This window comes from Cupriavidus sp. HMR-1, assembly GCF_000319775.1.
GTDB classification, from domain to species: Bacteria; Pseudomonadota; Gammaproteobacteria; order Burkholderiales; family Burkholderiaceae; genus Cupriavidus; species Cupriavidus metallidurans.
This window is the reverse complement of sequence record NZ_ANKP01000247.1, coordinates 33,936-55,158: the sequence shown is the minus strand read 5'-3', so window position 1 is coordinate 55,158 and position 21,223 is coordinate 33,936. Positions and strand designations below refer to the sequence as shown.

The 21,223-nt window shown below is 64.7% G+C and carries 21 protein-coding genes; 10 read left to right on the top strand and 11 right to left on the bottom strand.

The genetic code is table 11. The annotated features are described in order from the left end of the window. Nucleotides 1-71: 71 nt before the first annotated feature. The 3 genes from D769_RS26340 to D769_RS26330 all read right to left on the bottom strand — a co-directional run bounded on the left by D769_RS26340 (nt 72) and on the right by D769_RS26330 (nt 3,057). The gene (locus tag D769_RS26340) at nt 72-713 is read right to left on the bottom strand and encodes a bifunctional 4-hydroxy-2-oxoglutarate aldolase/2-dehydro-3-deoxy-phosphogluconate aldolase (RefSeq protein WP_008651234.1); all 642 of its coding nucleotides are present in this window, start codon (nt 711-713) and stop codon (nt 72-74) included. A 79-nt stretch (nt 714-792) separates the two neighbouring features. Next, nucleotides 793-1,728, bottom strand: a complete 936-nt coding sequence (locus D769_RS26335; RefSeq protein WP_008651232.1) for a sugar kinase — start codon at nt 1,726-1,728, stop codon at nt 793-795. 57 nt (nt 1,729-1,785) lie between these two features. Beyond that, nucleotides 1,786-3,057, bottom strand: a complete 1,272-nt coding sequence (locus tag D769_RS26330; protein ID WP_008651231.1) for an amino acid deaminase — start codon at nt 3,055-3,057, stop codon at nt 1,786-1,788. Nucleotides 3,058-3,189: 132 nt separating this feature from the next. Here D769_RS26330 and D769_RS26325 point away from each other — a divergent pair, with 132 nt between their 5' ends. The 5 genes from D769_RS26325 (at nt 3,190) to D769_RS26305 (ending at nt 8,835) form a co-directional block, all read left to right on the top strand. Next, on the top strand, nt 3,190-4,095 hold the full coding sequence (locus D769_RS26325) for a MurR/RpiR family transcriptional regulator (protein ID WP_008651229.1): 906 nt from the start codon (nt 3,190-3,192) through the stop codon (nt 4,093-4,095). A 2-nt stretch (nt 4,096-4,097) separates the two neighbouring features. Then, nucleotides 4,098-5,561 carry a D-aminoacylase gene (locus D769_RS26320; RefSeq protein ID WP_008651228.1) on the top strand — a complete coding sequence of 488 codons (1,464 nt, stop codon included), beginning with the start codon at nt 4,098-4,100 and terminating at the stop codon, nt 5,559-5,561. A 14-nt stretch (nt 5,562-5,575) separates the two neighbouring features. Further along, nucleotides 5,576-5,968: a RidA family protein gene (locus tag D769_RS26315; protein WP_008651227.1), complete on the top strand. Its 393-nt coding sequence runs from the start codon at nt 5,576-5,578 to the stop codon at nt 5,966-5,968. A gap of 188 nt (nt 5,969-6,156) precedes the next feature. Beyond that, nucleotides 6,157-7,518 carry a GntP family permease gene (locus D769_RS26310; RefSeq protein WP_008651225.1) on the top strand — a complete coding sequence of 454 codons (1,362 nt, stop codon included), beginning with the start codon at nt 6,157-6,159 and terminating at the stop codon, nt 7,516-7,518. Between the two features lie 135 nt (nt 7,519-7,653). Further along, nucleotides 7,654-8,835 (top strand): ABC transporter substrate-binding protein, encoded by a 1,182-nt coding sequence (locus D769_RS26305; RefSeq protein WP_008651224.1) that lies wholly within the window; start codon nt 7,654-7,656, stop codon nt 8,833-8,835. A 37-nt stretch (nt 8,836-8,872) separates the two neighbouring features. On the opposite strand, the gene D769_RS26300 is transcribed toward D769_RS26305, so the two are convergent. From D769_RS26300 to D769_RS26275, 6 genes are all read right to left on the bottom strand, one after another. Next, a complete protein-coding gene (locus D769_RS26300; protein ID WP_008651223.1) occupies nt 8,873-9,340 on the bottom strand; it encodes a GNAT family N-acetyltransferase in 468 nt (155 codons plus the stop codon). A gap of 103 nt (nt 9,341-9,443) precedes the next feature. Next, complete coding sequence (locus D769_RS26295; protein WP_008651222.1) at nt 9,444-9,710, bottom strand: hypothetical protein; 267 nt, start codon at nt 9,708-9,710, stop codon at nt 9,444-9,446. 234 nt (nt 9,711-9,944) lie between these two features. After that, nucleotides 9,945-10,646 carry an ABC transporter ATP-binding protein gene (locus D769_RS26290; protein WP_008651221.1) on the bottom strand — a complete coding sequence of 234 codons (702 nt, stop codon included), beginning with the start codon at nt 10,644-10,646 and terminating at the stop codon, nt 9,945-9,947. After that, a complete protein-coding gene (locus D769_RS26285; RefSeq protein WP_008651213.1) occupies nt 10,639-11,391 on the bottom strand; it encodes an ABC transporter ATP-binding protein in 753 nt (250 codons plus the stop codon). Before D769_RS26285 ends, D769_RS26290 begins: the two co-directional genes overlap by 8 nt. Next, nucleotides 11,388-12,383 (bottom strand): branched-chain amino acid ABC transporter permease, encoded by a 996-nt coding sequence (locus D769_RS26280; RefSeq protein WP_008651211.1) that lies wholly within the window; start codon nt 12,381-12,383, stop codon nt 11,388-11,390. The genes D769_RS26285 and D769_RS26280 overlap by 4 nt, the downstream gene beginning before the upstream one ends. Then, on the bottom strand, nt 12,380-13,246 hold the full coding sequence (locus tag D769_RS26275) for a branched-chain amino acid ABC transporter permease (RefSeq protein WP_035883689.1): 867 nt from the start codon (nt 13,244-13,246) through the stop codon (nt 12,380-12,382). Before D769_RS26275 ends, D769_RS26280 begins: the two co-directional genes overlap by 4 nt. Before the next feature lie 168 nt (nt 13,247-13,414). Here D769_RS26275 and D769_RS26270 point away from each other — a divergent pair, with 168 nt between their 5' ends. The 5 genes from D769_RS26270 to D769_RS26250 all read left to right on the top strand — a co-directional run bounded on the left by D769_RS26270 (nt 13,415) and on the right by D769_RS26250 (nt 19,308). After that, nucleotides 13,415-14,338, top strand: a complete 924-nt coding sequence (locus tag D769_RS26270; protein WP_008651208.1) for an aldo/keto reductase — start codon at nt 13,415-13,417, stop codon at nt 14,336-14,338. A gap of 39 nt (nt 14,339-14,377) precedes the next feature. Next, nucleotides 14,378-15,739: an MFS transporter gene (locus D769_RS26265; RefSeq protein WP_008651207.1), complete on the top strand. Its 1,362-nt coding sequence runs from the start codon at nt 14,378-14,380 to the stop codon at nt 15,737-15,739. A 110-nt stretch (nt 15,740-15,849) separates the two neighbouring features. Next, complete coding sequence (locus tag D769_RS26260; protein WP_008651206.1) at nt 15,850-16,956, top strand: S-(hydroxymethyl)glutathione dehydrogenase/class III alcohol dehydrogenase; 1,107 nt, start codon at nt 15,850-15,852, stop codon at nt 16,954-16,956. 11 nt (nt 16,957-16,967) lie between these two features. Beyond that, nucleotides 16,968-17,816: an S-formylglutathione hydrolase gene (gene fghA / locus D769_RS26255; RefSeq protein WP_008651205.1), complete on the top strand. Its 849-nt coding sequence runs from the start codon at nt 16,968-16,970 to the stop codon at nt 17,814-17,816. 16 nt (nt 17,817-17,832) lie between these two features. Continuing rightward, entirely contained in the window at nt 17,833-19,308 is a 1,476-nt protein-coding gene (locus D769_RS26250; protein WP_040011272.1) for an amidase, read from the top strand. Nucleotides 19,309-19,362: 54 nt separating this feature from the next. Here the strand turns inward: D769_RS26250 and msuE are convergent, their stop codons facing one another. Both msuE and D769_RS26240 read right to left on the bottom strand, forming a co-directional pair. Continuing rightward, entirely contained in the window at nt 19,363-19,926 is a 564-nt protein-coding gene (gene msuE / locus D769_RS26245; protein WP_008651203.1) for an FMN reductase, read from the bottom strand. A 338-nt stretch (nt 19,927-20,264) separates the two neighbouring features. Beyond that, nucleotides 20,265-21,077, bottom strand: coding sequence for a MetQ/NlpA family ABC transporter substrate-binding protein (locus tag D769_RS26240; protein ID WP_008651202.1), 813 nt, complete (start codon nt 21,075-21,077; stop codon nt 20,265-20,267). Between the last annotated feature and the right edge of the window lie 146 nt (nt 21,078-21,223).

Genomic DNA, 21,223 nt, shown 5'->3' with positions numbered 1-21,223 from the left:
CTCGTGCGCCCCTTTTCTTTTTCCTGTTGCGGCTTGCCAGTGCCGCATCCTATCGACGACTGCCCTCAGGCTCAGACCTTCCGCAACTGAGCCGCCTCTTCGGCCAGCTTGCGGATTCGCCCCCAATCCTTCGCCGCAATCGCATCCTTCGGCACCACCCACGAACCGCCTACGCACACAACGTTGGGCAAGGCCAGATAATTGGGCGCTTTCGCCAGATCGATACCTCCAGTCGGGCAGAACTTGAGCTGAGAGAACGGTCCGTGCAGCGATTTCAGCATCTGCACGCCCCCGGCTGCCTCCGCCGGGAAGAACTTCAGGAACGAAAAGCCCGCTTCGAGCGCGAACATCGCCTCGCTCGCCGTCGCCACGCCCGGCAGCAGCGAAATACCTGCACCTTGAGCGCCATCGGCCAGCTTCTGCGTCAGCCCGGGCGACACCGCGAACTGCGCGCCAGCATCACGCACGGCCTGGAGTTGGTCAGTCGTCAGGACAGTTCCAGCGCCAACGACTGCTTGCGGCAGGGCCTTGGCGACGGCTTCCATCGCTTGTAATGCCACAGGTGTGCGCAACGTGATCTCAAGCAGCGGCAGGCCTCCGGCCACCAAGGCCTCGCTGATATGCAGCGCATCGTCGACAGAGTGGTATTCGAGCACCGGAATCACCGGCACGTTGGTCAGGCGTTCGAGCAGAGGGGAAGCTTGGATGGGCATGACGGTCCTTCGATAAATTGGTGCGTTGGTGCGAGGGGCCGAATTGTCGTGAAACGGGACAAGGCTGTTGCCGAATGCGTCAGGCAATCACGGTGACGCCCTGCTCCAGCCGGGCCCGCACGGTTTCGGCATGGGGGATGGGCGCCACGGCCCCGTAGCCCGTGGTCGACAACGCAGCGGCGATGTTGGCATAGCGTGCCGCATCGAACGGATCAGCGTCCGCAGCCAGCCGCGCGATGAAGCTGCCGCCGAAGCAGTCGCCCGCGCCAGTGGCATCGACCGGACGCACGGGGAACGGCGCCACCAGCGCGCGAGATTCCTGCGTGGCAATGTAACTGCCTTCCTCTCCGAGCTTCAGCGCAACCAGTTCCACACCGCAATCCAGCAGATAGTCGACGATCGCATCGCGGTCATCGAGCCCGGTCAGGATCGTGATGTCGTCCCAGCTCGGCAGGCAGATGTCGGTCAGGGAAAATGCCTCGCGCATGATGCCTCGCGCACGGGCCAGCGACCAGAGCCGCAATCGCAGATTCGTGTCGAGCGATACTTTCGCCCCGGCCTTGCGCGCATGTTCCATCGCCGCCAGTCCTGCATCACAGGCGCTGGTGCTGATTGCCAGGCTGATACCGGAGAGATGCAGAAAGCGCGCCTGCGCGATGGTCGCCAGCGGCAACTGCTCATGGTGATAGCGGCTGGCCGCGGAACGCTCGCGCAGATAGTCGAAGCGATGGCCGTGGTTGTCGTGGGAGACGAAATAGACCCCGGTGGGCGCAGAGGCATTGACCACCACATGTCGGGTATCGACACGTTCCCGCGTCCACAACGCCAGCAACCGCTCGCCGAAGCTGTCGGCGCCTACGGCGGTGATGTAGCCCGTGGTCGCGCCCTGGCGCGCGGCGGCAATGCAGAAATTGGAGGTATCGCCGCCAAAGCCCTGCAGGTAACGCGACGGATCGTCGGGCTGCTGGTTGAACTCGATCAGCGGTTCGCCATAGGCAAGGATATCGATACTCATCTCGGCTTCATCTCCTCTTCATTCCATTCGGTCTGGGCACGGGGACTGACACCGGGGTCAGAAGAACGTCTGAACAATGTCGATGACCTGGAACTGGCTGTCCAGCACAGGAATATGGCGCCACTTGTCGAAGGTCAGGCAAGGATGCGAGATATCGAAGGCAATCATATCGCCGACGCGGATGTCATCGCCAGCCTCGATTTCCAGATAGGCGTGCTGATCCATCATGCCCGTCACTTTCCAGCGCGCGGGCGTGGCAACAGGGCCGGCCGCACCCGGACGAAACATCTGCGCCGGTATCGGCATGCCCGCATCGAACGCGGCATCCCGCTTGCCCATGCCGATGATGGCGCGGTTTGGCTCGGGAATCGACTGCACATAGGCCCAGAGCTGCAGCGCGGGCAGCAGGCCCTCCCGCATCTTCTGCGCCACCGGATTGCTCGCCAGGATGCGTTCCTGCGCCGCTCGATAGACGCCGACGTCGTGCGTCAGGTAGCACCCGGGACGCAGCACAATATCGATCGGCATCCCGATATCGGTGCGAGCGAACTCTTCGGCCACCACGTCGTACCATGCCGAGCCCGCGCCGGACATCACCACCGGGCTGCGTCCGAACCGCCCCGCCTTGGCCAGTTCGCGCGTTACGGCCACCGTGCGCTGCAGAAGCTTGCGGATATCGGCTTCCTGTTGCAACACGCCTTCATAGATCTCGACGCCGGCCAGCTTCAGGGCGTTCGGCCAGCGTGCCAGCGCATCGAGCACGTCCGACTGCTGCGCGGCATCACGCACACCGGTCCGGCCGCCCTCCACGCCCAGTTCCAGCAGCACCTGCAGCGTCTGACCACGCGCGTGGAAGAATGCGCCAAGCTGGTCGACGAGCGCGGCCGAATCGACCAGCGAGAAGAACTCGAATGACGGGTCGGCAGCCAGCAGATCGGCAACGATCTCCATATTGCGCCGCCCCACTAGCTGATTGGCCATCAGCACGCGCTTGACGCCGTGCGCGGCTGCCGCCGCGGTCTGGTGCGCAGTGGCCAACGTGATGCCCCACGCGCCCTCGGCAAGCTGACGCGCGAACAGTTTCGGCGCCATCGTCGTCTTGCCATGCGGTGCCAGTTGCACGCCGTACGCGCCCATGAAATTGCGCATCCACTGCAGGTTGTGCGTCAGACGGTCTTCATAGAGCACTGCGGCCGGGAGACTGAGCTCTTCAGCCAGCAGACGCCAGCCCGGCTGCCCCGCCTCGGACGGCGTGAGTGGCGCGTCCAGACGCCCCATCGCCTTGTTCAGCGGATCGATCATACCGGTCTGGTACTTTGTTTCACGCATGACTGACATCACCCCGTCAAAATTCAATTGACGTAATGATAGCCTTGAAACTACGATATTTCATCCTTGTTAGAAAGTAACATGCTTCGTCGGCAGAGGTAACCGACGGGGCCCGCCCACCCACCGTACGCCATGACTGCGCCCTTCGATATCCTGACCCGCATCGCCGAGCGTGGCCCGTCATTGCGACTGGCCGAGCAGAAAGTGGCGCAGGTGATTCTTGAGGATCTTGCCGGGGCCGCGGCGGCCAGCATCAACGAACTGGCGCGCAAGGCGGCGGTCAGCGAGGCAAGTGTCACGCGCTTTGCAAAAGCCATCGGTTGCCGTGACGTCCGCGACCTGAAGCTGCGCCTGGCACAAGCCACGGCAGTGGGATCGCGTTTCCTGCAACCGGCGCCGGGCCCGGTCGATACCGACGCGCCGGCCGCCCTGGCCGAGCGCATCCACGGCGACGTTCTCACCACGCTCGAAGTCAACCGAAAGTTGATCGATCCCGAGCGGATCGACATTGCCGCGCGCCTGTTACTCAACGCACGCATGGTCTACGCTTTTGGCATGGGTGGAGGCTCGACCTTCATGGCCGACGAGGCGCGGTATCGGCTGGCGCGATTGGGGCACCCGGTGGCCACGTATCACGACGCACTGCTGCAGAAGATGGTCGCCGCAACGCTGACGCGCGATGACGTGGTACTGGCGTTCTCGGCCAGCGGCAGCGTGCCGGAGATACTCGCCAGTTGCGACATCGCGCGCGAGTATGGCGCGCGGCTGATTGCCGTGACCGCGCTTGGCTCGCCGCTGGCCGCGCGCGCCGACGTGCTCCTGCCCGTGCGGACGCTGGAAACGGATTTCATCTTCAAGCCGTCGGCCTCGCGCTACGCGATGCTGATGGTGCTGGACGTACTGGCCACCCGCTTTGCGCTGCTGCAACAGGAGCAAAGCAAGGAAAAGCTGCGCCGGCTGAAATACGTGCTGGATGCCCACCGTGGCGTCAGCCAGGATAGTGACGGGCCAGACAGCCGCCAGCCGCTCGGAGACTGACGATGCCACACCTGTTCGATACCCTGATCCGCTGCGTGCTGCTGCTCGATGGCTCGGGCGCCGCGGCGCGCCTGGCCGACGTGGCGATCCGCGATGGCCGCATCGCCCGCATCGACGAGCCTGGCGCGATCGACCCCGATTCCGCGTCGAACGTCGTGGAAGGTCACGGTCTGGTGCTTTCCCCCGGGTTTATCGATGTCCATACGCACGACGACACCAATGTCGTGCGTGAGCCGGCGATGACACCGAAGATCTCGCAAGGCGTGACCACCGTGGTCGTCGGCAACTGCGGCATCAGCGCCGCGCCTGTCACGCTGGCCGGTGATCCACCCGACCCGATGAACCTGCTGGGCCGCGCCGACGCCTTTCGCTACCCCGACTTCAAAACGTACGTGGCTGCCGTCAACGCCGCGCAACCAGCCGTGAACGTGGCCGCACTGGTCGGCCATACCGCGCTGCGCAGCAATCATATGGATCGGCTGGACAGGCCCGCGACCGAGGCCGAGACCGCCGCAATGCGCGACCAGCTTCAGGAAGCCCTGGATCATGGCGCGCTTGGGCTTTCCACCGGCCTGGCATATGCCAACGCATTCCACGCTCCCACCGATGAAGTGCTGGCGCTGGCCGAACCGCTGGCCAAGGCGGGCGCGATCTACGCCACCCACTTGCGCAGCGAGTTCGCGGAGATTCTGGACGCGATGGACGAAGCCTTCCGCATCGGCCGCCACGCGCGCGTGCCGGTGGTGATCTCGCACCTGAAATGCGCGGGCGTGTCGAACTGGGGCCGTAGCGGCGAGGTGCTCGCCGCGCTCGAAGGCGCGGAACGTTGGCAACCGGTCGGCTGCGACTGCTACCCCTACACCGCCAGTTCGTCGACACTCGATCTCAAGCAAGTCACCAGCGACTTCGACATCCAGGTCACCTGGTCCGAGCCGCATCCCACGATGGGCGGCCGGCTGCTGGCCGATATCGCCGCCGAATGGAACGTCGACCTGCTTGAAGCGGCACGCCGCCTGCAGCCCGCCGGCGCTGTCTATCACTGCATGGAGGATGCGGACGTCGATCGCATCCTGAGCCATCCGGCCACCGTAGTTGGATCCGACGGACTACCCAACGATCCGCTGCCGCATCCGCGCCTGTGGGGCGCATTTCCACGCGTGCTGGGCCACTACGCGCGCGATCGCGAACTGTTCCCGCTCACGGTGGCCGTCAACAAGATGACGGGCATGTCGGCCGAGCGCTTCGGCCTGACTGGTCGCGGCTTCGTGCGCGAAGGCTACTGGGCCGATCTCGTTCTGTTCGACGCCGCCACGATCCGCGACGCGGCGAGCTTCACCGATCCACAGCAACCGGCCGAAGGCATTGCGGCCGTCTGGGTCAACGGCGAACTGACCTGGCGGCAACGCGCCGCCACCGGCGTACGCGCCGGCCGCTTCCTGCCACGCGGCCCCCAGCAACAACACTGAAAACAGGAGTTTCCATGGATATCAAACGATTCGGCGTCGAAGGTGGCACCGGCCAGGGCGGCTCGCACATGCCGTTCGCACGGGCCGTGCAAGCGGATGGCTGGCTCTACGTGTCAGGCCAGGTACCGATGGTCAACGGCGAAGTCATCGACGGCGGCATCGTCGCGCAGAGCCACCAGGCCATCCAGAACGTCATGGCCATCCTGGCGGAAGCCGGCTACGGCCCGGAGCATGTGGTTCGCTGCGGCGTCTGGCTGGACGATGCCCGCGACTTCACGTCGTTCAACAAGATCTTCAAGGAATACTTCGGCGCCAATCCGCCGGCCCGGGCCTGCGTGCAATCGAGCATGGTGGTCGACTGCAAGGTCGAAGTGGACTGCATCGCTTACAAGAAACCGGCGGCCTGAACCCGGCCGGCGTGGGCGTGGTCGGCGAGCCAGCCGAGCCAGGGCCACAGCTTCATAGCTCTTAGCTTCTAAGCTTTTCTGCTTTTTCAGCTTTCTCAACCCGCCGCTACGCGACACAAGGCATAGCGGCTTTTTCACACGCGGAAGCGGACCGTCCGGACCGACGGCACCCGCAAAAAGGAGACGACATGGGTGCCGTTACCGGAACCACGCTCTTGGTCTATGCGCTGATCGCCGTGATCGCGCTGGTGATCCTGATCGCCAAATTCAAACTGAACCCATTCATCACGCTCGTGGTGGTCTCGGTGGCGCTGGGCTTCGCCGTGGGGATGCCGATGGGCGACATCATCAAGTCGTTCGAAGCGGGTGTGGGCGGCACGCTCGGGCATATCGCGCTCGTGATCGGGCTCGGCACGATGCTTGGCAAGATGATGGCCGAATCGGGCGGCGCCGAGCGCATCGCGCTGACGCTGATCGACTTCTTCGGCGAGAAGAACGTGCACTGGGCGATGGTGGTCATCGCCTTCATCGTCGGCCTGCCAGTGTTCTTCGAGGTGGGCTTCGTGCTTCTCGTGCCGATCGCCTTCAACGTGGCCAAGCGCACCAATACCTCGATGGTGCTGGTTGGCATCCCGATGGTCGCCGGCCTCTCGGTGGTGCACGGGCTGATTCCGCCGCACCCTGCCGCGCTGCTGGCTGTGCAGGCCTACGGCGCTGACATGGGCAAGACGATCATGTACGCGCTGATCGTCGGTGTCCCGACAGCCGCCATCGCTGGCCCGCTGTTCGCCAAGCTGATCGACCGCCACGTGAAACTGCCCGAGGTCAACCCGCTGGCCGCGCAGTTCACCGAAGAAGCCGAGAACATCAAGGGCACGCGCCAATTGCCGGGCTTCGGCATCACCATCTTCACGATCCTGCTGCCGGTGATTCTGATGCTGATTGGTAGCTGGGCGGACCTGATTGCCACGCCAAAGACCTTCGCCAACGACTTCCTCAAGCTGATCGGCAACTCGGTCATGGCACTGCTGATCGCCGCGCTGGTCAGCTTCTATACCTTCGGCAAGGCCCGCGGCTTCGGTCGCGATGCCATCCTGAAGTTCACCAACGAGTGCGTGGCGCCGACCGCCATCATCATCCTCGTGGTGGGTGCCGGCGGTGGCTTCGGCCGCATCCTGCGCGACTCCGGCATCTCCACCGCCATCGTCGACGTGGCCACCCACGCAAACGTCTCGGTGCTGGTATTGGGCTGGCTGGTGGCCGTGATGATCCGCATCGCCACCGGCTCGGCCACCGTGGCCATGACCACCGCCGCCGGCATCGTCGCCCCGATCGCCGCCAGCGTGCCGGGCACGCGCCCCGAACTGCTGGTGCTGACGACCGGCGCCGGTTCGCTGATCCTGTCGCACGTCAACGACGGCGGCTTCTGGCTGGTCAAGGAGTACTTCAACATGACAGTGACCCAGACCTTCAAGACCTGGTCGGTCGCCGAAACGATCATTTCGGTCGTGGCGTTGCTACTGACGCTGGGACTGGCGACGGTGACCTGAGGCTTCGCGGCGGTGTTTTCTCCCCTGTTCCGCCCGGCGGGCGGGGGAGAAAACCCGGGGTAGCACAAAGCCCCCACCCCTCCTACACTCCCTCTTCGATGCAGCCGTCCGATGCTGCACTTCCGGGAGACTCTCATGACGTTCAGTCCAATGCGGCGTGCCATCACGGCGTGCAGCACCTTCGCCGTCCTCACGTATCCCCTCCTCACCCTTGCGGCCGACCCTGTGAAGATCGGCCTGATCGCCCCGTTTTCTGGCAGCTTTGCCGACTACGGCAAGCAGATGGAAGGCGGCATCAAGGCCTGGCAGAAGCTGAACGGCGACGTCGTGGCGGGCCGCAAGATCGAGGTGATCATGAAGGACACCACGGGTCCGGTTCCCGAGGTCGCCAAGCGGCTGGCGCAAGAGCTGGTGGTGCGCGACAAGGTCGATATCCTGGCAGGTTTCGGCCTGACGCCCGAGGCACTGGCCGTTGCGCCGGTCGCCGAGCAGGCGAAGAAGCCGATGGTGATTTTCAATGCGGCGTCGTCGGTCATCACTACCAAGTCGAACTACATCACCCGCGTGTCGATGACGCTGCCGCAGATCTCGGCGCCGATGGCGACGTGGGCCGTTCGCAATAACATCCGCAAGGTCGTGACGCTGGTCGCAGACTACGCCCCTGGCATCGACGCCGAAACGGCCTTCAAGACCAACTTCCTGGGCGGTGGCGGCCAGATTGTCGAATCGATCCGCGTGCCGCTACGGAATCCCGAGTTCGCCCCATTCATCCAGCGCATCAAGGATGCCAAACCCGAGGCCGTGTTCCTGTTCCTGCCCGCAGGCGAACAGGGCGTGGCGTTCATGAAGGGCTTCCGCGAACGTGGGCTGGCCGATGCCGGTATCCGCGTCATCGCCACGGGCGACCTGACTGACGACCACGTGCTACCGGCCATGGGCGATGCCACGCTGGGCGTGATCACGTCGTTCCACTACTCGGCGGCGCATGATTCGAAGGAGAACAAGGCGTTCCTGAAGGCCTTTGCCGATGCCAACCCAGGGGCCGGACGCCCGAATTTCATGGCCGTGGCCGCATACGACGGCATGGCCGCCATCTACGATGCGCTGAAGAAGACCAACGGCGCGACGGACGGCGACAAGCTCGTTGGCGCGCTGAAGGGCATGAAACTGCAGAGCCCGCGCGGCGCCATCACGATTGACCCCGCCACCCGCGACGTGGTCCAGACGGTCTATATCCGGAAGGTAGAGAAGGTGAACGGCGAACTCTACAACGTCGAATTCGACAAGTTCGATGGCGTGAAGGACTCGGGAAAGTAGCCCCAGGGCGCTCGGCGTGGTTCCCGCGCCCGGGCCATCACGGCGCGGGTGGGGCAATCACCTTGGACATCTCCGAAGTCTGATTCCAGCCGCTCCGTTGATAGAGCGGTCGACCTGCCTCGGTAGCGTGGAGAATGGCAAACTCCACGCCGCGTCCCGCGAACTCCGCCTCGGCCAGCGCCATCAACTGCTGCGCCAGACCCCGGCGCCGGCGCGTCGGCTCCACATAGACGTTGAGGACATAGCCCCGGCGATCCTGCGTCGGATGCGCGGGATGCGGTGGCCAGTCGACCAGCATCAGGCCGATACCCGCTACAGGCTGCCCCACATCTATCAGCAGAAAGCCGAAGTAGCTGCCATCCGCCAGGCGTGGCCGCAGCCAGGCGCGAAAGTGGTCTGTCATCGTGCGCAACGTGCCCGGGGCAAAGCCTGCCTCCTGAAACATCGCCTCCCGATGCTGGCAAATCAAGTCGAGGTCATCGACACCGATGGTACGAACATCCATGGATAGAAATCCTCTTACCAACTGCAATCCAAGATCGGATCGGATGCGCTGACGGGCAGTGGCGGAGCAGATACCACAGATCGTGAATCCGCTCCGGCGCCAATCAATACGGCGACAGCTCTTCGAGCGCCCTGGCTGCCTCCTGCCTCAACATGCGCAGGATCAGCGCAGCCCCTTCATTCGAAAACTCCGGCGCGGCGGCGTGCTCGACTGCAACCGTCACCACACCCATTGCCCCTTCGACGCGCTGCAACTGCCGGAACGCCATCACATCCGGCGATGGAAAGCCCGCATTGGGTTGCCCTGGTGGCCCGGCCTGCCGCTTGCCGGCGGGCTTGCGCGAAGCGGCTCCGGGTACCGGCTTATCCATGCCCCGGCCTCCCCAGGGGGAGGGAGACCGGAACGGCAAGTAAGATGCAGACATCGTGGCGATGCATGGCGTGACTCCTTTCTTTCGACAAAGCGTTCAGGCGGGCGTGTGGCCCGCGTCGCCACCCTTGCAGCGACCCATGCATTGTCAAAGCCGGGAGACCACGCGGATATAAGACGATTCCGAAAACGTTCGGAATCGTCCGAGCGCTACTGCGAACGCCCCGCCCCTCGGCTATCGGACCGAAACCAGCCGATCCAGCAACGCCTTGTCGGCCAGCAGTGTGGCGCTATCCGACCGGTGCACCACTCGGCCCCGGTCCAGAACAATCGCCTGCCGGGTCATGCCCAAGGCCAACCGCGCGTGTTGCTCCACCACGATCACAGCCATCCCCGCATCTGCGATCAGCCCCGCGATCACGCGCTGCAACTCCTGCACGATGACCGGGGCCAGCCCTTCCATCGGCTCGTCCAGCAGCAACAAGGCGGGGTTGACCATCAGTGCCCGGCCAATGGCCAGCATCTGCTGCTCCCCGCCAGACAACTGGTTGCCGAGATTACGCCGGCGCTCACCCAACCTCGGAAAGGTCCGATACACACGCTGGACATCCCATGGCCCGGGCCGGGCCACCGCGCCGAGATGCTCCTCCACGGTCAGCGAGGGAAAGACCCAGCGCTCCTGCGGCACCCAACCGATGCCGCTCTGGGCACGGCGATGCGGCGGCACCCTGGCCAGATCCCGCCCTTGCCAGAGCAGCTTGCCCCCACGCAATCGCGTGAAGCCCATCAGCGTGGACAGCAACGTCGTCTTGCCCACACCGTTACGGCCCAGCAGCGCGAGGCTGTCGCCGGCGCCCAGCGCCAGATCAATCTGCTCGAGCACCGTCGCCTCGCCATACCCGGCGCTGACGGCCTCCAGCCGTAGCAGATCACTCATGGGCGGCCTCCCCAAGATAGACCTCACGCACTCTTGGGTCGGTGGAGACTTCAGCCGGCGTCCCTTCCATCAACACGCGCCCGGCCACCAGCACCGTGATGCGTTCTGCGAAGCGGAACACCAGATCCATATCGTGCTCGATGAAAACGATGGTGATGTCGCGGGGCAGCGCTGCAATCACCGCGAATAACTCGGCACTCTCACCGGTCGGAATGCCGGCGGCGGGCTCGTCGAGCAGCAGGATCGAAGGCCGCGTGGCCAGCGCGAGCGCCATCTCCAGCAGGCGCTGTTTGCCATAGGGCAATTGCCGGGTCTCGACATCGGCGTCGGCCTCGAGCCTGAGCATGGCCAGCACTGCCATCGCCTCGTCGACGAGTGCCGCCTGCGACGCCACCGTGCGCCTCCAGACGCGCCCCGCCCCCGTGCGTTCGGCGACCGCCAGCACTACCGATTCGAGCACCGTCAGCCCGGGGAACAGCGTGTTGATCTGGAATGTGCGCGTCATGCCCAGCTTCACGCGCGCGTGCTGCGGCAGCGTGGTGATGTCACGCTCGCCGAGCCAGATGCGTCCTGCCGACGGGGCCAGCGCCCCGGTCAGCAGGTTGACGAAGGTGGTCTTGCCCGCCCCATTGGGTCCGATCAGCGCATGGCGGGCACCCGGTTCGAACGTCAGCGCGATGTCGCTGTTCGCCGCGAACGGGCCCCACGATTTGCTCAGCCCTTCCGTGCGCAGGATCGCGGTCATGCGTCGGCCTCCTTTCGCGCAGGTACGGACGGATGCCTGCGCCGGCCTAGCGCCGACAGCGCCCCCATCACGCCACCTCTCGCGAACAGCACGACCACTACCAGCAGCAACCCGACCCAGAATTGCCAGTACACGGGGTTGATACCAGCCAGGACGTCTTGCGCGATCATGAACAATGCCGCGCCAACCAACGCGCCGTAAAGCCGCCCAGTGCCACCAAGCACCAGCATCACCAGCAATTCGGCCGAGCGCGGAAAGCCGAGCACATCCATGCCGACAAACTGCGTGGTCTGGGCCAGCAAGCCCCCCGCCACGCCGGCAATCGCCGCCGCCACCGTGAAGACCGCCCGAAGCCGTGCGGGCACGTCGGTCCCCAGCGCTGGCATACGCCGCGCACCCTCGCGAATGCCGCGCAGCGACAGACCGAATGGCGACGCCACCAGCCTTCGCACCAGCAGGAAGATCACGAACAGCACTGCCAGGCTGTAGACATAGGCGGTCTTGCCGAACAGGTCGAACTCGAACATGCCAAGCAACTTGTTCATCGTCACGCCTGACAGCCCGTCAACGCCACCGGTCAGAAATGCCGCCTTGTTCGCCGCCTCGAACAGCATCAGGCCGATGCCGAGCGTCACCATCAGCCGGGTCAGATCGCCGCCCCGGATCACGAGGAAACTGCACAGCCATCCGGCCAGCGCCGCCACCGCTGCCGCGGCTAGCAAGCCCGTGAGCGGCTCACCCCAGCCATGCGCACCAAGCAGACCGGCCACGTACGCGCCCAGGCCGAAGAACGCCGCATGGCCCAGCGACACGATGCCCGCATAGCCCAGGATCAGATCGAGCGATAGCGCGAAGAGTCCGACGATCAGGATCTGGCTCCCGAGGATCAGGTAGTCGGGCAACAAGAAAAACGCCACGACCGGCACCAGCCAGAACACGATCTCCGCCGGATGCCAGCGGCCGTCGGGCAAACGATGCACACGGGTCTTCATGCGCGCCTCCCGTAGAGACCTGCCGGAAACGCTACCAGCAGCAGCACCATCATCGCGTAGATCACGAACGCGCCGATCTCGGGCACGTAGTACTTGCCTGCCACGTCCGCCACGCCCAACACGATCGCAGCGACCAGCGAGCCATGGATACTCCCGGCACCGCCCACGGCGACCACGAGCAGGAAATACACCATGTACTTGAGTGGGAAGGTCGGATCGAGGCCCAGCACGTCGATGCCCAGCCCACCGCCAAGTCCGGCCAGACCCGATCCCAGCGCGAAGGTCAGGCTGAACACGCGTTCGACGTCGATGCCAAGCCCGCGCGCCGCCTGCTGATGATCGACTGCCGCGCGCACCTGCGCGCCGAAGCGGGTACGCGCAACAAGCCACCCAAGCGCCAGCGTGATGACGATCACCACCGCGATCAGGAACAGGCGGTAGGCGCCGAGGTCGACCCCGCCCACGCGAATCTGCCCGATCAGGAAATCCGGCAATACCACGGGCTGCTGGCCCGGCCCGAATAGCCACGTCGCGCCCGCCATCGCCATGAACGTCAGGCCGATCGAGAACAGCACCTGGTCCAGGTGGCTGGCACGGTACAGCCTGCGATAGAGCGTCCGCTCAAGCACCCAGCCGGCTGTCGCCGCGCCCAGAAACGCCAGCGGCAATGCTGCCAGGAACGGCACCCCGGCCCGGTTCATCAGCACCACCGCCACGTAGCCGCCAAGCATCGCGAACGCGCCATGCGCCAGGTTCACGAAGTTCATCAGCCCCATCGTCACGGACAGCCCGATGCTGATGAGGAACAGCAGGCTGCCGTATGCCACGCCATCGAACAGCACGCCAGGCAAGCTCGATATCACAATCCGGTCCTTTTTATGGATGACCGCGGGTTCGGGAAGGTTGGCGCCGATTGTTCAGGCCTCGCCGCATTTTTGCAATCGGGCGCGACCCGCGAAGCACCCGGTGCCGGTTTACTTCGCTCCCCACAAGCGCTAAGGTCGTTGCACCTGACAGCCGGGGACATCGCCATGTCGATTGACCGCCGTACCTTTCTGGGAGTCTCCGCCTCGCTGGCCGCGCTGCCAGCCGGCTTCACGCTCGGCAGTACCGCCAAGGCCGCAACCGTCGACGCGCCGATGCGCCGCAAGATTCCGGGCTCGACCGTGCAATTGCCCGTCATTGGCATGGGCACGGCCCGTACTTTCAACACCGGCAAGAGCAGCGAAGAACGCGCGCCCCTGACCGAAGTCATGTCCGTGCTGCTGCAACGCCTGCCAAGCGCCGTCGTCGATACCGCGCCGAGCTATGGCAGCGCCGAAGCGGTGACCGGCGACCTGCTACAAGCCGCCGACGCGCGGCGCCGCGTCTTCCTGGCCACCAAGATCTCAGCCAACGCAGCCAGTGCGCCAGCGCAGTTCGCCAGTTCGCTATCTGATCTGCATACGGATGCAGTCGATTTGCTGCAGGTGCACAACCTGATCGACTGGCGCGACAACCTGAAGCTGCTTCGGCAGTGGAAGGAACAGCGCAAGACGCGGTATATCGGCATCACCCACTATCGCGAAGACGCGCAGGATGCCGTCGCGCAGATCGTGCGGGCCGAGAGGCTCGACTTCGTCCAGATCAACTATTCACTGGGCGAACGTGGTGCCGAGCGCGTTTTGCTGCCGCTATGCCAGGAGCGCGGCGTGGCTGTGCTGATCAACCGCCCATTCCAGGACGGGCGCCTGTTTGCGGCCGTCAAGGGCAAGCCCGTGCCAGACTGGGCCGCCGAGGTTGACTGCGAGTCCTGGGGGCAACTCTTCCTGAAGTTCATCGTCAGTCATCCTGCCGTCACCGCCGCCATCCCGGCCACTTCCAATCCGCGCAATATGCTCGACAACGCTGGCGCCGCGTTCGGGCGGATGCCCGATACGCCCGAACGCGCCCGCATCGCAGCGGCGCTGGCCTGACTGCTGACCTGACTGCTGGCCTGACCGTCGGCCCTCGCCATGGACACTCCGGACCTGTCTCCCAATCCCGCCGGCCCCAGCGGACTGCTTGGCATTGATCGGAGCGAAACCCCGGCCGTGGTGGCGGCCTTCCTGTTCTTCTTCTGCCTGTTCGCGAGCTACTTCATGCTTCGGCCCGTGCGGGAGACGATGGGCATCGCTGGCGGCGTGCAGAATCTGCAGTGGCTGTTTACCGCGACGTTCGTGGTGATGCTCGTGGCCATTCCGTTCTACGGCGCATGTTGCAAGTGGCTGCCGCGCCGGCGCTTCGTGCCGTGGGTCTACGCATTCTTCATCGCCAACCTCGTGGCGTTCGCGCTGGTCACCCGCGCCCTGCCCGACAGCGTCTGGCTGGCCCGCGTGTTCTATGTCTGGATCTCGGTCTTCAACCTGTTTGTGGTATCGGTGGCGTGGAGCCTGATGGCCGATGTATTCCGGCCCGAACAGGCCAAGCGACTGTTCGCAATCATCGCGGCGGGTGCCAGCGCAGGCGGGCTCACCGGACCCGTGCTCGGCGGCTGGCTCGTGGGACACATCGGGTTGACTGGCCTGATGTTGCTGTCGGCCGCGTTGCTGGCCGCGACGCTGCCCGGGGTCGGCTACCTGTTCGCCTGGCGACGCAGGTATGGCGCGGGCGAGCCCGGCAGCGAGACGGCCTCGACGCCGGACCCCGCGCAACCGGTAGGCGGCGGACTTTGGGCGGGCCTGTCTCTGGTCCTCCGTTCCCGGTACCTCATCGGTATCAGCCTGTTCGTGATCCTGCTGGCCACATCGAGCACGTTCCTCTACTTCGAACAGGCACGACTGGTGGCGGCCACCTTCCACTCGCGCGCGCAGCAGACACAGGTATTCAGCGCGCTCGACGCCACCGTGCAGGCGCTGACGATCCTCGTGCAGATCTTCTTTTCAGGACGCGTGGCGCGGCGCTACGGCGTGACCGCCCTGCTGACCGCCGTGCCGCTGGCCGTGACCGGCGGCTTCCTGCTACTGGCGATGTGGCCCACGTTCGGCGTGCTGGCGGCCGCCATGATCGTGCGGCGCGTCGGGGAGTACGCGATGCTGCGCCCCGGCCGGGAGATGCTCTTTACGGTGGTCGACCCGGAAACGAAGTACAAGGCCAAGAATGTCATCGATACCGCGATCTATCGTGCCGGCGATGCCGTCAGCGCCTGGGTGAAAACGGCGATCGACGCCTTGTCCGGGCACCCCGCAGCCGTGGCGCTGGCGGGCGCGGTACTTGCCATCGTGTGGGGCTGGCTGGGCTGGTGGCTTGGCCGCCAGCACGAAGGTCAACTGACGGAACTGACGGTCGAGAAATCCTCACCGGCAGTCCTCGCCCGGGGCCAGACCGGCAGCCGATAATCGCCCGCCGGTCTGGCTCGTGTGCGCGGTTCGGCTTATAGTCGTGGCCTTGGTATTGGCCTGTCACGCGGACACGTGCCGCCTCAATTCATTCGCTCGGGAGTTGCTTCATGAAAACCAAAGCCGCCATCGCCTGGAAAGCCGGTGCACCACTCACCATCGAAGAGGTGAACCTCGACGGTCCGCGCGCGGGCGAAGTCCTCGTGGAGATCAAGGCCACCGGCATCTGCCATACGGACTACTACACGCTGTCCGGCGCGGACCCCGAAGGCATTTTCCCCGCCATCCTGGGTCATGAAGGCGCGGGCATCGTCACCGACGTCGGTCCGGGCGTCACGTCGCTCAAGCCGGGCGATCACGTGATTCCGCTCTACACGCCGGAATGCCGTCAGTGCAAGTTCTGCCTGTCGCGCAAGACCAACCTGTGCCAGGCCATCCGCGCCACGCAGGGCAAGGGCCTGATGCCGGATGGCACCTCGCGCTTCTCGATCGATGGCAAGCCGATCTTCCACTACATGGGCACGTCGACGTTCGCGAACCATATCGTGGTGCCGGAGATCGCGCTTGCCAAGATCCGCCCCGACGCACCGTTCGACAAGGTCTGCTACATCGGATGCGGCGTGACCACGGGCGTGGGCGCGGTGATCTTCACGGCCAAGGTGGAAGCCGGCGCGAACGTGGTGGTGTTCGGCCTGGGCGGCATCGGCCTGAACGTGATCCAGGGCGCAAAGATGGTGGGCGCCGACAAGATCATCGGCGTGGACCTCAATCCCGCCCGCGAGGCAATGGCGCGCAAGTTTGGCATGACCCACTTCGTGAATCCGAAGGATGTCGACAACGTGGTGGACCACATCGTCCAGCTGACCGACGGCGGCGCCGACTACTCGTTCGAGTGCATTGGCAACACGCAGGTCATGCGTCAGGCGCTGGAGTGCTGCCACAAGGGCTGGGGCAAGTCGATCATCATCGGCGTGGCCGAAGCGGGCGCTGAAATCTCCACCCGTCCGTTCCAGCTCGTCACGGGCCGCGAATGGAAGGGCTCGGCCTTCGGCGGCGCGCGCGGGCGCACCGATGTGCCCAAGATCGTCGACTGGTACATGGACGGCAAGCTCAACATCGACGACCTGATCACGCATACGCTGCCGCTCGACCGCATCAACGAAGGCTTCGACCTGATGAAGCGCGGCGAGTCGATCCGCTCGGTGGTCCTGTACTGAGGTCGCGATCCATGGAACTGCTGTCAGAACACGGCTGCCACGGCGGCGTCCAGCGCTTCTACCAGCACCAGTCGGTGGCCATCGGGCTGCCGATGCGGTTCTCGGTCTATCTCCCGCCGCAGGCGCTGCAACCTGGCGCGAAACCGCTGCCAGCGCTGTTCTATCTGGCCGGCCTGACCTGCACCGAGGAAACCTTCGCGATCAAGGCCGACGCGCAGCGCTTTGCCGCCGAGCACGGCCTGATCCTGGTCGGCCCGGACACGAGTCCGCGCGGCGCGCGCGTGCCCGGCGAGGCCGATGCGTGGGACTTCGGCGTGGGCGCCGGCTTCTACGTGGATGCGGTCGAAACGCCATGGCGCATGCACTGGCGCATGGAGAGCTACGTTGCGGATGAGCTGTTCCATCTGGTGACCCGCGAGCTTCCCGCCGATGCGGCACGGGTAGGGATCTTTGGGCATTCCATGGGCGGACATGGCGCGCTGGTGCTGGCCCAGCGCTACCCGCAGCGGTTCCGTTCGGTATCGGCGTTTGCGCCAATCGCCGCGCCGTCGGACTGCCCGTGGGGCGTGAAGGCATTCACCGGCTACCTTGGCGAAGATCGCAGCCGCTGGGCCCAGCACGATGCCAGCGCCCTGATGCGCGCGCAGTCGTCGGCACCCTTCCCGGCCGGCATCCTGATCGACCAGGGGCTCGCCGACAAATTCCTGGCCGAGCAACTGCATCCAGAAGTGTTCGAGGCCGCCTGCGAAAAGGCCGGGCAGCCGCTGACACTACGTCGGCACGACGGGTACGACCACGGGTACTACTTCATCTCGACGTTCATTGCCGACCACGTGCGGCATCACGCAGAGCGGCTTTAAGCACTCACCTCCCGCCATGACTTCCTACCGCCCCCACCCCATCGTCATGCTGTCTGCCCGACAGCTTTCCGAGGCCATTCACAAGAAGGAGGTGTCGAGCCGGGAAGTCATGACGGCCTATCTGGCGCATATCGCCCGAGTCAACCCGGGCAGCAACGCCATCGTCGCCATGCAGGACGAGGAAGCGCTGATGCGCGAGGCATCGGCGGCCGACGAAGCACTGGCGGCGGGCAAGTCTTCCGGCTGGATGCATGGCTTCCCGCAGGCGCCGAAGGATCTGGCGATGACGCGCGGCATTCGCACAACGTACGGATCGCCGATCTTTCGCGACAATATCCCCGCCAGTGATTCGGTCATCGTGGAGCGTATGCGACGTGCCGGCTCGATCCTGATCGGCAAGACCAACACGCCTGAGTTCGGGCTGGGGTCGCACACGTTCAACCCCGTCTATGGCGCCACGCTGAATCCCTACGATCCCACGCGGTCGGCTGGCGGCTCCAGTGGTGGTGCAGCCGCCGCGCTGGCGCTGCGTATGCTACCGGTTGCCGACGGCAGCGACTTTGGCGGATCGCTGCGCAATCCCGCTGCGTTCTGCAATGTCTATGGGTTCCGGCCTTCAGCGGGACGCGTGCCTTACGGCCCGACGCCGGAGTTGTTTCTGCCCCAACTGGGCAGCGAAGGGCCGATGGCACGCAATGTCGAGGATCTCGCGCTGCTGCTGGCCACGCAATCCGGCCCCGACGCGCGCACGCCGCAGGCGCTGCCACACGATCCGATGCTGGCTTCGCTGACACCGGCAAACGTCGCGGACATACTGAAAACGGATCTCACCGGCAAGCGTGTTGCATGGCTGGGCGACTGGGGTGGTTACCTGCCGATGGAAGACGGCATCCTGTCGCTCTGCGAGCAGGCGCTGCGTTTCTTCCCGGATTTCGGCGTGGACGTCGAGGCCATCAAAGCACCCTACCCGCCCGAGAAAATCTGGCAAACCTGGCTCGTCTATCGCCACTTCCTGACCGGCAATTCGCGTCTGGGGCTGTACACCAATCCGTCCACGCGTGCGCAGCTCAAGTCCGAGGCGATCTGGGAAATCGAAGGCTCGCTGGACCTCAAGGCCAGCGATCTGTACGCCGCCAGCACCGATCGCAGTGCGTGGTACCAGGCGCTGCAACGGACGTTCACCCAGTTCGACTACATCGCCGTGCCCACCGCACAGGTGTTTCCGTTCGACGTCACGCAACACTGGCCGAAGCAAATCGCCGACAGGCAGATGGACACGTACCATCGCTGGATGGAAGTGGTGGTCGCATGGACGCTATCGGGATGCCCGGTGATCAGCGTGCCGGTGGGATTCAGCGCGGACGGATTGCCAATGGGGATGCAACTGATCGGCAGGCCGCGCGACGATCTGGGTGTGCTGCAACTGGCAGCGGCCTATGAGAAGGTGCGCGACTGGGTCAATGATCGCCTGCCGCCGGCTATCGAAGGCTGAGGGTCCTGCTCCCCTCTCACGTCGTGCAGGGAGGGGAGAAAGCAATACAGTACTTCAGGCCACCCGCCGCAACTGCCTCGCTGCATTGGCAAACAACGGCGCGGCACGTTCGACCGCGAGGGTGATCCTGTCGGCCAGCGACTTGCTGCCCACCTGATACCCATCGAAATCCGCCGTGGACGCGTACACACCGATTGGCAACGTCAGCGCCTGCAGGAAGCTGAACAGCGGACGCAGTTGGTGCTCGAGCACCAGTGCATGACGGTCACTGCCACCGGTGGCTGCCAGCAGTACCGGCTTGCCTGCCAGCGCATCCATGCCCACCAGGTCAAACAGATGCTTGAAGTGGCCGGGGAACGAGCCGCGATACACCGGCGCCGCGGCAATCACGAGATCAGCCGATTCGATCGCGGCCAGTTGTGCCTCGATGTCGGGCGGCAGTTCGTCGCGGGTCAGCGACGCGCCGAGCGGTCGGGCGATCTCGCTGAGGTCGACAATCTGCGTATCCAGCACGAGCCGTTGATCCAGTTCGGCCAGCAGTGCCTGCACCAGTACCAGGGTGCGGGACGGTTGATGAGCACTGCCATTGACGGCAACGACTTTGAGCGGGGTTGACACGGTAAGTCTCCGGGGCGGGAATCGGTCCCCTACCTTAGCGCCCCGTCCGTGCGGTGCGAACGAAGCAATTCGACTATGGATAGATGCAAAAACGGCGACCATTGGCCGCCGTTCCGCATCAAGCCAAGGTAATGGGACCTTGCTGCTTGGAAGCTGCTTCAAATGAAGCGAAGCGGTTCTGGCTAGGGTGAAGCAGGGGTTTCGGCTCGCATGCGAGCCGCCTGCGGAACGGCATGTGCCTGCAAGCACATGCGCGCCCTGCAAGGGCGGGGCCGCAGACAGTACAAGTAGTACGGCAAGGCCCCGCAACGACGCCAGAATCTTTTTGAAGCGGCTTCTTAGAAGGACGGCACCATGGCGCCCTTGTACTGGGCCTTCATGAACTGGCGTACTTCTTCCGACTGATAGGCGGCCACGAGCTTCTTCACCCACGGCTTGTCCTTGTCCTGCGTGCGCACGACGATGATGTTGGCGTAGGGGCTGTGGATGTCTTCCAGCGCGATCGCGTCCTTCGTCGGCTGCAGGCCGGCGGCCAGTGCGTAGTTGGTATTGATCACGGCGGCGGCCACGTCAGGCAGCGCGCGGGCAAGCTGGGCAGCGTCGAGTTCCACGATTTTCAGTTTCTTCGGGTTCTCGGCCACGTCGAGCGGCGTGGCGTTGACGCCATTCGTGCCCACACCCGGCTTGAGCTTGATCGCGCCCTGGGCGGCCAGCAGCAGCAATGCGCGGTTCTCGTTCGACGGGTCGTTCGGCACGGCCACCTTGGCGCCCTGCGGCAGATCCTTCGACGATTTCAGGTTCTTCGAATAGATGCCCAGCGGCGAGATATAGGTGTAGCCGACGCTGGTCATCTTGTAGCCACGCTGCTTGATCTGGCTGTCCAGATACGGCTGGTGCTGGAAGCTGTTGGCGTCGAGGTCGCCCGCGTCGAGCGCGGCGTTCGGCTGCACGTAGTCGTTGAATTCGACCACCTTCACGTTCAGGCCGTTCTTCTTGGCCACCTTCTGTACCACTTGCCAGACTTCGGCGTCGGGGCCACTGACGGTGCCCACGCGGATCGTCTGTTCCTGAGCCGCCGCGTTGCCTGCGGCTACGATACCCAGCGCCACGGTTGCGGCAGCCAGGGTCTTTGAAATCGAGAGCATTTTCATAGGTCTTGTTTTCCTGGGAATCGAGGAGCCGCCAAGAGCAGATGTCATGGCGGTCGGGCCTCGCCGGGTAAGCGGCGCTATCAAACTGAAGCGAAGCGGCTCTGGCTTGGCGCCTGGCCGCAGCCAGAGCAAATCGTGCGGCGAAG

What these genes read in the sequence shown, in the direction of transcription:
- D769_RS26240 (WP_008651202.1), bottom strand. Translation starts at nt 21,077, where the DNA reads ATGAAAATGCTCTCGATTTCAAAGACCCTGGCTGCCGCAACCGTGGCG.
- D769_RS26285 (WP_008651213.1), bottom strand. Translation starts at nt 11,391, where the DNA reads ATGACCGCGATCCTGCGCACGGAAGGGCTGAGCAAATCGTGGGGCCCG.
- D769_RS26300 (WP_008651223.1), bottom strand. Translation starts at nt 9,340, where the DNA reads ATGGATGTTCGTACCATCGGTGTCGATGACCTCGACTTGATTTGCCAG.
- D769_RS26260 (WP_008651206.1), top strand. Translation starts at nt 15,850, where the DNA reads ATGAAAACCAAAGCCGCCATCGCCTGGAAAGCCGGTGCACCACTCACC.
- D769_RS26305 (WP_008651224.1), top strand. Translation starts at nt 7,654, where the DNA reads ATGACGTTCAGTCCAATGCGGCGTGCCATCACGGCGTGCAGCACCTTC.
- fghA (WP_008651205.1), top strand. Translation starts at nt 16,968, where the DNA reads ATGGAACTGCTGTCAGAACACGGCTGCCACGGCGGCGTCCAGCGCTTC.
- D769_RS26320 (WP_008651228.1), top strand. Translation starts at nt 4,098, where the DNA reads ATGCCACACCTGTTCGATACCCTGATCCGCTGCGTGCTGCTGCTCGAT.
- D769_RS26310 (WP_008651225.1), top strand. Translation starts at nt 6,157, where the DNA reads ATGGGTGCCGTTACCGGAACCACGCTCTTGGTCTATGCGCTGATCGCC.
- D769_RS26330 (WP_008651231.1), bottom strand. Translation starts at nt 3,057, where the DNA reads ATGCGTGAAACAAAGTACCAGACCGGTATGATCGATCCGCTGAACAAG.
- D769_RS26265 (WP_008651207.1), top strand. Translation starts at nt 14,378, where the DNA reads ATGGACACTCCGGACCTGTCTCCCAATCCCGCCGGCCCCAGCGGACTG.
- D769_RS26270 (WP_008651208.1), top strand. Translation starts at nt 13,415, where the DNA reads ATGTCGATTGACCGCCGTACCTTTCTGGGAGTCTCCGCCTCGCTGGCC.
- D769_RS26250 (WP_040011272.1), top strand. Translation starts at nt 17,833, where the DNA reads ATGACTTCCTACCGCCCCCACCCCATCGTCATGCTGTCTGCCCGACAG.
- D769_RS26315 (WP_008651227.1), top strand. Translation starts at nt 5,576, where the DNA reads ATGGATATCAAACGATTCGGCGTCGAAGGTGGCACCGGCCAGGGCGGC.
- D769_RS26295 (WP_008651222.1), bottom strand. Translation starts at nt 9,710, where the DNA reads ATGGATAAGCCGGTACCCGGAGCCGCTTCGCGCAAGCCCGCCGGCAAG.
- D769_RS26280 (WP_008651211.1), bottom strand. Translation starts at nt 12,383, where the DNA reads ATGAAGACCCGTGTGCATCGTTTGCCCGACGGCCGCTGGCATCCGGCG.
- D769_RS26325 (WP_008651229.1), top strand. Translation starts at nt 3,190, where the DNA reads ATGACTGCGCCCTTCGATATCCTGACCCGCATCGCCGAGCGTGGCCCG.
- D769_RS26340 (WP_008651234.1), bottom strand. Translation starts at nt 713, where the DNA reads ATGCCCATCCAAGCTTCCCCTCTGCTCGAACGCCTGACCAACGTGCCG.
- D769_RS26290 (WP_008651221.1), bottom strand. Translation starts at nt 10,646, where the DNA reads ATGAGTGATCTGCTACGGCTGGAGGCCGTCAGCGCCGGGTATGGCGAG.
- D769_RS26335 (WP_008651232.1), bottom strand. Translation starts at nt 1,728, where the DNA reads ATGAGTATCGATATCCTTGCCTATGGCGAACCGCTGATCGAGTTCAAC.